We start from the raw sequence: 12,394 nt of genomic DNA on the forward strand, positions 1-12,394 counted from the left end.
GTTTTTTGCGGGCGCGGGGTCAACCCACAGCCCACCAATCAGGCAGAATTCGGTCATGGGCGTGTGGGCCTCGGTCTGCCTAGACACAGACCACACGTACTAGATTCAACAACAAAAAGCAGACAAAAGCGCGTGGTTAAAGTTCAGCAAGTCCTAACTAATAGATAGCGCCGGAGCCGCGCGCTCCATGGTGCAGTTTGGAGACATCATGAGCGCAGGCTTTCAACATCCGTTTCCCGCGGCGACAAGCAGCGTCGCGCGCGGCAAAATCGTCAGTGCACAAGAGGCCGTCAGGCTAATTCGTCCCGGCAACACCGTCGCAACCGGTGGGTTTGTTGGCATAGGCTTCGCAGAGGAAGTTGCAGTCGCGCTGGAGCAGCTGTTTCTCGACTCAGGCCAGAACGGCACGGATGTGGCTCGAGACCTAACGCTCGTTTATGCGGGTGGTCAGGGCGATGGCGCCGGCAGAGGCCTGAATCACCTAGCTCACGAAGGACTTGTTCGGCGAGTAATCGGTGGCCATTGGGGGCTTGTGCCGAAGCTCCAACGCCTGGCTGTCCAAGGCCACATCGAAGCCTACAACCTTCCGCAGGGTGTAATTTCACAACTGTTCCGAGACATCGCGGCGCATCGACCTGGCCACCTGTCGACAGTCGGGCTCGGTACATTCGTAGACCCCCGAAACGGTGGCGGCAAGCTTAACGACAAAACGACAGATGATTTGGTCAGCCTCATATCTGTCAATGGCGCTGACTGCCTTCTGTACAAGACATTCCCCATCGATGTCGCTATCGTGCGCGGCACCACGGCCGACGCAAACGGGAACGTAACGATGGAGAAGGAAGCGCTCACCCTCGAGTCGCTGTCAATCGCTATGGCTGCACGTAACTCCGGCGGCATCGTGATAGTTCAGGTAGAGCGAATTGCAGAGTCCGGCACGTTGAATCCTCGACAGGTCAAGATACCCGGCATTCTGGTCGACTGTGTCGTCGTCGCGAAGTCCGAAAATCACTGGCAGACCTTTGCCGAACCGTACAGTGCAGGCTTCGCAAGCGAGCTTCGCGTTTCGGCTGGCTCCATTGCCCCAATGTCGTTGACGGAGCGGAAAGTCATAGCGCGACGAGCCTCGTTCGAGCTGATGGCTAACAGCGTGGTGAATCTTGGAATTGGGATGCCCGAGGGCATAGCGAGTGTCGCCAACGAGGAGAAGGTGTGCGACCTTTTCACGATGACGACGGAACCTGGCGTCATCGGCGGGATACCTGCGGGTGGACTGAATTTTGGTGCCGCGACCAATACTGACGCCATCATTGACCAGCCGTACCAGTTCGACTTCTATGACGGCGGCGGCTTGGACATTGCATTCCTCGGACTGGCTCAGGTTGACCGCGAAGGCAACATTAATGTGAGCAAGTTTGGCCCGAAGCTGGCAGGTGCAGGCGGCTTCATCAATATTTCTCAAAGCGCGAAGAAGGTGGTCTTTCTCGGCACGTTTAACGCCGGCAACCTCGATGTGAGTATCAAAGACGGCCGGTTGACAATTCTTCGGGACAGCGTCTGTCGGAAGTTCGTGGACGAAGTGGAGCACCGCACGTTCGGCGGTCGCTACGCGAATGAGCGCCGCCAGCCCGTCCTGTACATCACAGAACGGTGTGTCTTTGCTCTGGGCCCGGGTGGCCTCGAACTTGTCGAAATTGCGCCAGGAGTCGACTTGCAGAGGGACATCATTTCACAGATGGGCTTCGCGCCAATCATCAAGTCGCCGCCGCGCCTCATGGACGCGCGTATTTTCGAAAGCAAGCCGATGGGACTGCGAAGCGTGCTTCTGCGATTGAGACTTCGTGAGCGCTTCAGCTTCGACGCGGACAAGAATATGTTCTTCATCAACTTCGAAGGGCACAAGGTCGCGACTGAAGAGGACGTGGAAGCCATTCGCGCTGAGGTTGAACTGGCGTTGTCCGGGCTCACGGTAAGACCTCACGCTATCGTGAACTACGACAACTTTTCGATAGCTCCAGAGGTTATCGACGCCTATTCGGATATGGTGACCGGGCTCGTTTCCCGCTTTTACTCGGATGTGACCCGATACACCACGAGCAGCTTTCTCCGGATGAAACTAGGTGATGCGCTGCAACGTCGCAATGTCGCAACGTATATCTACGAAACTCCCGAAGAGGTTACGGCGTACGCGTCGCGTTAACTTCTGCCAGCCGTTTCTTCTGGTGTCTGGACCGCCAGGCTTATGCGCTAAGACTTCGCACACGCAGGATGCTATTCGCCGCTTCGTTGAGGAGTCCCGTCCAAATACCGGAACTCCTTCCCCTGCTACTTGACGTGGAGCTTCATTGTCTCGCCCATTCGCAGACTTTTCCGCGCCCGTGTTAAGGTCTTCAGGCGCGAGCGAGTACTACGCTTCGCTGACCGCGGTTTTGACAGTCTCTGTAGTCGCCTTCGTGGCAGTTGCATACGCCGCACTAGCAGACTGGTTCGCCGCGGCCAGACCCGACTTCCAGACGGCCAGAAATGCGTCGCTGCCCGGCAATGCATTTTTCGACATGTTTTCGAACCACGCCTTCGCGTCAAATGACGGTTGTTTAATGACCGCTTTGCCCACCGCGGCGAATTCAGCCTGGATGCTCGACACAATGTCCTTTACGTGCGTCCAATAGGCCTGAGTTTTCTGAAAACCGGCGCGTAGCTGGTCGTCCTCAACTGCAAACACTGCTTGCGGCGCCTTGCTAGTGAGGGACTTGGCAGCGAGTCCTTGCGCCTCGGCAAGCGTCGTCCTGACCGTCTGCGCATTGAGTTCGACGAGCTTTTCGAATCCTTGAAAAACCTTGCTTGCCAGACCGAAAGCTGTGTCGACGCTTGCTTTGGTTGCTGCAATCGATTGTTCGGGGATGAGGGTGGTCATAATCGACTCCAAAAAAGATAGGGCCGGATGTCGCCCCATTCACATGCTGCATCGCAGCAATTGGCTTCATAATAGCCGCAATTTTGATGAAGTCAATTTCTTATTTCTGTCCATCGTCGCCCGCTCTTTACCCTTCTACCTGCCATCAGATATGCCACAGCAGGACGGCTAGGGACAGCAGGGTTGCATCGGCCTAATGGCGTTTCATATTCATGCTGCGTTGCAGCATTCTTGGTGAAGATGTCTCACATACTTGCGCTTATGGAGATGCATGAAAAGCACTGAACTCACGCCGCCGTCAGCGACAATTCCCGCTTTTGAACCGTTTCGCCCCGGCAGCCGACCACCTTGCCAGCATGGCTCCGCCGGCTCTCCCACTGCCGCCGAACGACGGTTAGCCGACGAGTTCACGAGTAAAAGTTGCCGTACCGCGAAACCCTCTTCACTGAGCGCTACTCCGATTGCTAGTCGTCGAGTGCGGTTTACCGTGGCGTGCTCCTTCAAATGCCATCATCAGTTACCAGCCTAGGAAGCCTCGCAGCCTTGCCATCAACCAGTTTGCTTCGCCTTGCCTTCAATTGCACGCGCATCCTTCCGAGCGTCTCGTCATTCGAATGCTGCGGGTATTTAGCGGCATCTTTTAAGGCTTTGGGAACAAGTTGATGTGCAAGGTCTTTGCACAACGTCCAGCGCTCGGCTCGCTCTTCATCAGTCAGACCTACGACAAACTTGTCGTCAATCATCCTGACAGCAAGTTTCGGCTGAGCGCCAGAAAGAGAAGCCGGCGCCACATCTCGAGGAAAATCGTCAGGTACGGGAGTGCTCATTTGAAAAGTCCGATGACTCGCGTGGCAATGTCAATGAAGGATTTGCGCTTGCCGGCAGGAAGGGGGCAATGCGAGGGCGGTGCCTACGGCAGCCACAATCCGACTTCGAATGAGTTCACCTTCGACAGCGATTTGTATATGGGTTTCCGGTTTAATACTCGCGTCCTCTCTCGACGATTGTTAGTCGACTCATTCCTTGAAGGTCGACTCCAGCGACGCACGCAAGGCTTCTCGATTGTGGCTGGCCCCAAGCCCACTTGCTGACAAGGTTAAAAAGCGCGACATGAGGTAACTTGGCACGCCGTGGAAATCGCTCCCAATCGCAAGCCATCGCGTTAAGAGGTTAGCAGTCGCGTGGCGAATGATTGACCCGACAAAGCCGCATCCGGTCACAGCTTCTTCAACTTGAGGCGGAAACTCACGCGTAGTACCAGCGACCCTCGTTCCAAGAGCTCGGGGCAATAACGCGATAACATCCGCGTCGCCAAGCCACCATGACCAGCTTGTCGTCAGCACTATCTGCGAATTTGGATACGGCGCGAGCGCGTCTAACAGATGATGTGTGTCGCCAAACGGCTTCCCGACAGACTCCAGTGTGACTTCTCCATGCATGTCGAAAAAAGCTTCGCCGTGATGCAGAACATTGCTGAATCCCAGGTACAACGTCGGTGCTTCGGAATTCATCTTTGCGGTGTCAATTTCGGTCATAGATAAACGTCCCGACTCAGCCTGGCTCTGTTTGTAACGCTTCATGCCGCAGACGCCCTCGACCGACAGGCCAGAAAACAACTAGCCACACACAAAGTACAGTCAGTCGTGCAAATAAGCACAGTCTTTTGGGTCTGGGTCTTCGTCAATCAGTGGTCGCGTGCGATATTCGATGCGGTGAAAGAAATGCGTTCGAGCAGGCTCGGGAATCTCGCGAAGCCTGCCGTATCTCGTGCCGCCACGCGTGGTGTGCACTGGGACCTCGGGTAGCACAGAACGCGACGGTAGTTCGTCAGCGTTGCCACCAAGCGCTGCCGAAATGCTGCGCGCGACCAAGTCCCAAGTGGTTGTGGACCAGCGCGGATGCGCCTGCACACGTCCTGTTTCCACCCTTCTGAGGCCGTCCTCAGAAAGGCGCGCTTGATAATCAGCAAAAGCCCCATCCGCGATACGCGCAATGTCAGCAGTAGCAATCACGCGCTTGCCGGATTCTCGACCACCTGGCCACAACTCAACCGTCACTCGCAGCACGAATACCGCCATCCCGTTGGTGTGCCCCGTCCAAAATTGCACTCCGTCGGCAAGCCAGCGCTATGGGCACATGTCTTCAATGGCTACATGCCTGCTTGCCTTCACGGAGCCTGCCAAGCTCAAGATTGACAAGTCCTCTGCCCGAACAATCACGCCGCCCTGCAGCAGCACGTGCCACTTCAGTTGCGTATTGGGTCCTACACCGAGGGCGGCTTTCATATCCGCAGCAGAGATGAGGCATCCTTTTGACGTCAACGTTGCCTCGACCACTATGGTCACGTTCCTTCGACGCACACCGCCTCCGCTTGTAACCGATTAGCCATCGATATGACGCAACGGTAGTTGACCGTTGAACAGGGTCCGAAGACGGTCCTCAACTGCTGCAAAAGTTTTGATGCACCGAGCCTATAACAGTAACCTGATAGTTTTCCTATCCACGCTTTTAGCCACCTTGCAAGCTTCCCCAACAGTAACGCCCGGCAGCCGGGGGCTCGTTTCGTGCACCGATTCTGCAAGCAGTTGCGCAGTGGTGATTTCGTCGGCTGAAGCGCCCATTGATGCCAATCCTGCGAGCATGACACCCGCGGCGGGATGGCCTAGTTCCGTCACGTCCAGGCCACGCGCAACGACGACTTCCAGACAACAGAAGTCAATGCTTTCAAACGCGCACCTCATCCTGGTATGCTGTGACAACGCCGAGTTATGTGCATCCCGCAGCTAAATCGAACTCATCGCGAGACGCGGATATCGAGCATCACGCTTCGGCCTGCAGCCACGAATCAAGCGCCCTAGCGTGAAGCCAATGACCGCAAACGCCGCTGGCATCAGCAACAATGGGAGCAGTTGATTCATGAGCCGATTCATCGTCTACGCGAATGGTTCAACAACTGTTGCAATTCTCCCTCGAAAGCTTAGACAACATGTCCCGGTTGGCGACACAGGCCTTGAGCGACTTCGCTGGCTTTACTGTTTTCCCACAGCCCGAGTTGCATTCGACTCCGTTTACACCAGCGCTACTTACGGAGTCGTTGGAATCAAGTTGCCGACAGCCAAGATAGACATCTCGGTAAAAGGTTGTCTAAGAGGCCGCAAGTTCTTTGTGTCGAGTTTAAACATTGGAAGATGCTCTCCACTCGAAGCACCTTTTGACTGGGCCGGCCGGCAACCGCAACACTTCCGACTCAGAGAGCCGGCACCGGGGGAGCGCCTCAACCCGATACTCGTCGACTCTGACGTTATTGAGGGCCCTGCCGGCTGGGGGCTTTCCGATGATGAATGGGCCTGTGTCGCATACCTGTTTCCAACTGGTCCACAATGTCGAAGCGGCGAACAAACGCGCGCGTTTGTCAGCGCAATCTTGGAAAAGCTCGGAACGGGTGTCGGTTGGACCTCGGTGAATTCAAAACATGGAACACTTTCGGCGGTGAGTTCACTCTATCGAGACTATCGACGGTCTGGCAAATGGCACAAACTCGTCGCAACCGTTCTCGAAATGAGAAAACGAAGTTTTACTGTCGCCAACGCGGCATAACGCCAATCGAAGTAGAAGCCTGATGCCCTGACCGGCATCGGCCCGACTTTTCTGCAGACCGCCCAATTGGGCGGTCTTTTTTTTCTGTCGCTATATATAAAAACAGGGCTGAGTGCTGCAACCGAAACCACACCTCGGTCCGAGCATCGCATTAGGACAACATTGATAGCGATTTTCGGGACAGCTTTCGTTTGCAACTGCAAACTTTCGACCAACGCGCCGTAAGCCAGAATTGATTGCGAACGACACGCCCTGCAATTTTTACAATTTCAACGCATTCAGTCAGTTAGGGAGCGTGCGCGGGACAACTATCGATTGCGAGCTACCAGCGCTCAACTCACGCCCAACCCACGCCGAACCCACACTCAAAGCAACGCCACCACCCGCACGTCACCCTGCTCCGCTGACGCCACCACCTTCTCGCCAATCCGGCGGAACGTGATCGACACCGAAGCATCGCCTACCCGCATGTCGCTCACTTCGAGCCAGTCGATGCCTTCGGGCAGCATCGGCTGTTCGATCAGCACTTCGCGGCGCTCGGCGTCGATCGTGATACCAAGACACGCTTCGAGCATCATGAACGGCGAACCCGCCGCCCACGCTTGCGGCAGACAGGCGACCGGATAGGCGGTGGGCGGCTCGCCGCGCCGCCGTGGGAAGCCGCAGAAAAGCTCAGGCAAACGCATGTCGAAGTTGACCGCGGCCTGGAACAGCGCCTGCAGCAGCCGTACCGCCGCTGCCTTGCCGCCGTACCGTGACAGGCCGCGCGCGCACAGCGCGTTGTCGTGCGGCCAGACCGAGCCGTTGTGATACGCCATGGGATTGAAGCGCGCCTGGCTCGCCGCCAGCGTGCGCACGCCCCAGCCGGTATGGAACAACGTGGAGTCGAGCGCGCGCACCACCGATTCACCGCGCTGCCGCGACGGCAAACCGAAGGCCAGCAGATGGCCGGCATTCGAGGCCATTACACGGCACAGCTCGCCGTGGCCATCGAGCGCAATGCCGTAGAAACCGGCCTCTTCCATCCAGTACTTTTCTTCGACGCACTGACGGATCTTCTTCGCCCGCTCGCCGTAACGCTCCGCCGCATCGTGCAGTCCGCGCGCCTTTGCGAAGCGCGCCATCACGTCGAAGGCGGCGCTCGCATACGCCTGCACCTCGACGAGCGCGATCGGGCCGTCGGGGAAACGGCCGTCGGCATGAAAGACAGAATCGTGGCTGTCCTTCCAGCCTTGATTCGCCAGACCGCCATCCGACTCGCGCTGATAATCCAGCAGGCCGTACCGGTTCTTGTCGCACACGCCCGCGACCCACTGCGCCGCGCGCTCGAGCGCCGGCCACAATTCGTCGATCAACGCGACGTCGCCGGTGCGCGCCGCATAGGCGCCGGCCAGCACGATGAACAACGGCGTGGTGTCGACGCCCCCGTAGTAGAGCGCGAACGGCACTTCACCGGTGGCGGCCATTTCGCCTTTGCGCATCTCATGCATGATCTTGCCGGGCGCGGCGTCGCGAAACGGCGAGTTCTCACGCGCCTGATGTTCGGCCAGAAAACGCAATACGCCGGCGGCCAACTGCGGCTGCAACCAGAGCGTCTGCAGCGACGTAATGACCGCGTCGCGGCCGAACGGCGTCGAGAACCATGGAATGCCCGCGTACGGATACGGGCCGGTCACGAGGTCCGTGGTCAGCAGGCCGAGATCGGCGAGCGAGCGGTCGATCCATGCATTGAAAAGCGGATTGCTCGAACGCACGCGCGCGGTGGCGCGGCGGCGCTCACGCATAACCAGGTGGGCGTCGACGAGCGCGGCGCGCACGGCAGCGCGGCCGACGCGCGGACGCTCCGCGTCGATTTGCGACAGGTGCGCTTCGCTCAACGCATGGGTGGGCTGCGAGACGCCCGCGCCCGGATTGTCCGCGCGCGCGACCACCTGCACCGCCACCGACAGATAAATCGACACGCACGCCTGCGCCGGCAGCTTGACGGTGTAGTCCGCACGGTTGGCGAAAAGTTTGTCCGGCTCCGGCGAAAAGGCGATCTGCACGTTGCGCGCCACGTCGTCGAGGCCCACGTAGCCGAGCAGCACTTCCCGATTTTCGACGCGCGCCGGTTCGACACGGCCCTGCTTGTCGCGCTTCAGGCCGCGCACTTCGAACATGTCGCGGAAGTCGCTGGCGAATGAGATGGAGAGCGGCACCACGGCGTCGCTCGTGCCGTAGTTGGTGAGTTCGATGGCTTCGTTGAGCACGGTGCCCGACAGCACGCGCACGCGCTCGACGTGGATCACGCCTTCGGGCGTGCTGTCGCCGCCGAGCGGCGGCAGCGGACGGTTGGTCAGATGCGCGGTGAACGAGGTGTTGTCGCTGCTGACGCTGCCCGATAGCAGCGACGGCGCGCGTCCGCCGAAAGTGAGGCGCAGTTGCGAGAGAACACGGGTGTCGTTGACGAACAGGCCGTCGTCATGGCCGGTGATATCGCCGAGCGGATCGTTGACAATGAAGGTGTCGCCCGACTTCAGCACGTGCTGGGTCGCGCTCGCGACGTTGAGGTTTTCCGTGGGGATGAATACGCCGTCCGGCTCGGGTTCGCGGTGGTCGATTCCGCCCGAAAGACCGCCGAGGGCTTCTGGCTGCTGCATCAGTGTCACTCCTATGGGTTCGCTTCTGCGTTCAGTGTCACATTCGGTTGCCACGGGCGCTGCCCGGTCGCTTCCGATTGTAGAGGGTCTGTCCGCGTCAGACGAACTTATCACATGGGAGTTTCAGTTTTTTCAGTGGCACAGGACGTGCAGAGGAAATGGCGCAGCGCTCCTCGTGGGAGCGCCGCGCGAGCGTCAGGCGGGTGGCCGCCGCGACGCTTTAGCGCTTGGCCAGCGGCGTGGCTTCGCGGTTCGTCTCGCCCACGAAGAGCTGACGCGGACGACCAATCTTCTGTTCAGGATCGGCGATCATTTCGTTCCACTGCGCAATCCAGCCGACCGTACGCGCCATCGCGAAGATACACGTGAACATGGCCGTCGGGATGCCCAGCGCGCGCTGCACGATGCCCGAGTAGAAGTCGACGTTGGGGTACAGCTTGCGCGACACGAAGTATTCGTCTTCCAGTGCGATCTTTTCCAGTGCCATGGCCAGCTTGAACAGCGGGTCGTCGTGCAGGCCCAGTTCTTCCAGCACTTCGTGGCACGTTTCGCGCATCAGCTTCGCACGCGGATCGTAGTTCTTGTAGACGCGGTGACCGAAGCCCATCAGCTTCACGCCCGAGTTCTTGTCCTTCACCTGCTTGATGAACTCAGGAATGTTGTCGACCGAGCCGATTTCTTCCAGCATGTTCAGCGCGGCTTCGTTTGCACCACCGTGCGCCGGGCCCCACAGACACGCGATACCGGCTGCGATACACGCGAACGGATTCGCACCCGACGAACCGGCCAGACGCACGGTCGAGGTCGATGCATTCTGCTCGTGGTCCGCGTGCAGGATCAGGATACGGTCCAATGCGCGCACCAGCACGTCGTTGACCTTGTACTCTTCGGCCGGATTGGCGAACATCATGCGCATGAAATTCGCGCTGTACGACAGATCGTTCTTCGGATAAACGAACGGCTGGCCCACGGTGTACTTGTACGCCATGGCCACCAGCGTCGGCAGCTTCGCGATCATGCGGATCGCGGAAATTTCACGGTGCTCCGGGTTATTGATGTCGAGCGAGTCGTGATAGAACGCCGACAGCGCGCCGACGGCGGCCACCAGAATCGCCATCGGGTGCGCGTCGCGACGGAAGCCACGGAAGAAGAAGTGCATCTGGTCGTGCACCATGGTGTGCTGCGTGACCGTTTTGACGAACTCTTCCTTCTGCTGCGCGTTCGGCAGTTCGCCCTTGAGCAGCAGATAGCAGGTTTCGAGGAAGTCGGCATTCTGCGCGAGGTTGTCGATCGGATACCCGCGATACAGCAACTCGCCCTTATCGCCGTCGATATAGGTGATCGCGGAATTGCATGCCGCCGTGGACATGAAGCCCGGGTCGTACGTGAACTTGCCGGTCTGGCCGTACAGCTTGCGGATGTCGATCACATCCGGTCCAAGCGTGCCCTGATAAATCGGCAGATCAATAGTCTTGTCGCTGTCGGAAAAGCTCAGCGTTGCGTGTGTCTTCGAGTCCATCTACATGTTCCTTTTACTTTCACATCGCACACGTGCCAGCATGTCCGGTCGTCATTGAACGTCTCGGCATGCTCAGGCTCCGGCACACATTTTAAAGTCCGCAGGGCTCCGAATTGCGACGATTGACTGCAACAATCCATCTCGACCGACGCAACATTCGTTGCCTTTTTTCCGTGGAACGCGCTGCAATTTGCCGCGAAACGCGCACCAACGTCGCACGCGTCGACGCGCCGCGCCCGCTTGCGGACTGCCAGCAAAATGAAAGCTGGAACACTTACTGCAACAATGTTTTGCGGCAGCCGGACTGCGAAGGCATGGGTGCATCTGCGATACTGAATCCGTGTTTTGCTTCCCCTGCGAACACATCGCTGTCTTTGGCCCGCCGTTTCATGGCGGGCCTTTTTAATCAGCCAGAAGAACAGGAAGGACCCGATGAACGCATCTCTCGAAACGCTATTTCCGGATCATGTGCACAGCGACGAAAACATCGTCTCCGCGCTGAACCACCAGGATATCGTCGTCGCATTGTCCGCGGCGCTGAAAACGCAAGACGTAGCGGTCTTGCATATGCTCTACCCGCGTACCGACGCGCGCACGCACCGCAGCCTCGATACGCTCGTGAACGTGTTGCACGGTCACGGTCTGCATGAAGTCGCGGATCTGATCTCGGACGAAGCGCACTATCTGCTGTTCAAGGACCCCGTGAAAGCGTGGAAAGCCTTCCACGAAATTCGCAATGATTCACTCGCGATCGGCGTGCATCTGTACTACCACGGCCTCGTCGGCGAAGCGGCGGAACGTGCGCTCGACAAAGACGCGCATCGCAAGCCGTGATATCGGGCGTTTGAATCGCTGCCTTCTTCGTGCAGTCATTGCACGATCTTTACGCGTTCGTCATGCGCGCATTACGCCGCATTACACGCTCACGGAACGAATGAACTCGTCGACGTAGCGATTGAACGCCGCCGGATGCGCGAGGTTCATCCCATGCGACGCGCCGCGCACGGTTTCGCGGCGCGCATCCGGCAACCAGATTTGCAGCGCGGCCACGGTCCGGCGGAACATGTCGGGACTTTTTTCGCCGTCGATCAGCAGAACTGGGCAACGCACCTCGGCGGCCTCCTCCGGAACATACGCAGGCAGTGGATCGCGAAACTGACGGGCGAGCGTATGCGCGTTGTCGGTCGCCATCCTGCGAAAGCCCGGTGTGCTCATGGCCCAGAAGCCGGGCCGGCTGACCGAATCGACAAACAGTTGCAGACCGGCCTCCACGTCGCCGCTTTCGATCAGTTGCGCCGCTTTCGCGCGCAACGTATTGGCCGTCTCCGGCAGACTCGCGGGCGGCCGGCCGGCAATCTGCAACGGGCCGCCCGGATCGGCGAGCGTCAGCGTACGCACGTGCCGGGCATGACGCCCCGCAAAGTGAAAAGCCACGCAACCGCCGCGAGAATGCCCCACCACATGTGCCGGCCCCGCGCCGAGTCGATCGATGAATTCAGCCACTTCGTCCGCATGCTCGCTCCAGCTGAACGGCAAGCCGGAATCCGTATCCGCCGCCGGCCAGTAGTGCGTGAGACTGACCGCGACACAACGGTAGTGCTTCGACAGGCCCGCGAGTTGCGGTTGCCAATAGCGGTAGTCGCACAGCGAGCCATGCACGAACAGCAGCAGTTCGCCCTCACCGGCTTCCACATAAGGCATGCGCAAACCGCTTCGCAATTCGAT

10 protein-coding genes are annotated in these 12,394 nt (G+C 58.7%); 3 read left to right on the forward strand and 7 right to left on the reverse strand.

All coding sequences use genetic code 11. From position 1 onward, the window contains the following. The first annotated feature begins 208 nt into the window (after positions 1 to 208). Positions 209 to 2,200: an acyl CoA:acetate/3-ketoacid CoA transferase gene (locus AC57B1_RS22295; RefSeq protein ID WP_496418691.1), complete on the forward strand. Its 1,992-nt coding sequence runs from the start codon at positions 209 to 211 to the stop codon at positions 2,198 to 2,200. 207 nt (positions 2,201 to 2,407) lie between these two features. Here AC57B1_RS22295 and AC57B1_RS22300 read toward each other — a convergent pair whose 3' ends face one another. The 4 genes from AC57B1_RS22300 to AC57B1_RS22315 form a co-directional block, all read right to left on the reverse strand. After that, entirely contained in the window at positions 2,408 to 2,914 is a 507-nt protein-coding gene (locus tag AC57B1_RS22300; protein WP_496418692.1) for a phasin family protein, read from the reverse strand. Between the two features lie 500 nt (positions 2,915 to 3,414). Beyond that, on the reverse strand, positions 3,415 to 3,741 hold the full coding sequence (locus AC57B1_RS22305; protein WP_496418693.1) for a hypothetical protein: 327 nt from the start codon (positions 3,739 to 3,741) through the stop codon (positions 3,415 to 3,417). A 189-nt stretch (positions 3,742 to 3,930) separates the two neighbouring features. After that, the gene (locus AC57B1_RS22310; protein WP_496418694.1) at positions 3,931 to 4,494 is read right to left on the reverse strand and encodes an HAD domain-containing protein; all 564 of its coding nucleotides are present in this window, start codon (positions 4,492 to 4,494) and stop codon (positions 3,931 to 3,933) included. Between the two features lie 57 nt (positions 4,495 to 4,551). Further along, positions 4,552 to 4,992 carry a hypothetical protein gene (locus AC57B1_RS22315; protein WP_496418695.1) on the reverse strand — a complete coding sequence of 147 codons (441 nt, stop codon included), beginning with the start codon at positions 4,990 to 4,992 and terminating at the stop codon, positions 4,552 to 4,554. A gap of 838 nt (positions 4,993 to 5,830) precedes the next feature. Here AC57B1_RS22315 and AC57B1_RS22320 point away from each other — a divergent pair. Continuing rightward, complete coding sequence (locus AC57B1_RS22320; RefSeq protein ID WP_496418696.1) at positions 5,831 to 6,511, forward strand: transposase; 681 nt, start codon at positions 5,831 to 5,833, stop codon at positions 6,509 to 6,511. Between the two features lie 365 nt (positions 6,512 to 6,876). Here the strand turns inward: AC57B1_RS22320 and AC57B1_RS22325 are convergent, their stop codons facing one another. Continuing rightward, a complete protein-coding gene (locus tag AC57B1_RS22325) occupies positions 6,877 to 9,150 on the reverse strand; it encodes an amylo-alpha-1,6-glucosidase (RefSeq protein WP_408346310.1) in 2,274 nt (757 codons plus the stop codon). A 220-nt stretch (positions 9,151 to 9,370) separates the two neighbouring features. After that, positions 9,371 to 10,669, reverse strand: a complete 1,299-nt coding sequence (gltA, locus tag AC57B1_RS22330) for a citrate synthase (RefSeq protein ID WP_091807975.1) — start codon at positions 10,667 to 10,669, stop codon at positions 9,371 to 9,373. Positions 10,670 to 11,101: 432 nt separating this feature from the next. Between gltA and AC57B1_RS22335 the strand changes: the two genes are divergently transcribed. Further along, on the forward strand, positions 11,102 to 11,503 hold the full coding sequence (locus AC57B1_RS22335; RefSeq protein ID WP_496418697.1) for a hypothetical protein: 402 nt from the start codon (positions 11,102 to 11,104) through the stop codon (positions 11,501 to 11,503). Between the two features lie 81 nt (positions 11,504 to 11,584). Here AC57B1_RS22335 and AC57B1_RS22340 read toward each other — a convergent pair whose 3' ends face one another. Beyond that, a complete protein-coding gene (locus tag AC57B1_RS22340) occupies positions 11,585 to 12,370 on the reverse strand; it encodes an alpha/beta fold hydrolase (protein WP_496418848.1) in 786 nt (261 codons plus the stop codon). Positions 12,371 to 12,394: the final 24 nt, after the last annotated feature.

It is taken from the genome of Paraburkholderia sp. BGA-UO-ETr-F21 (assembly GCF_059567925.1).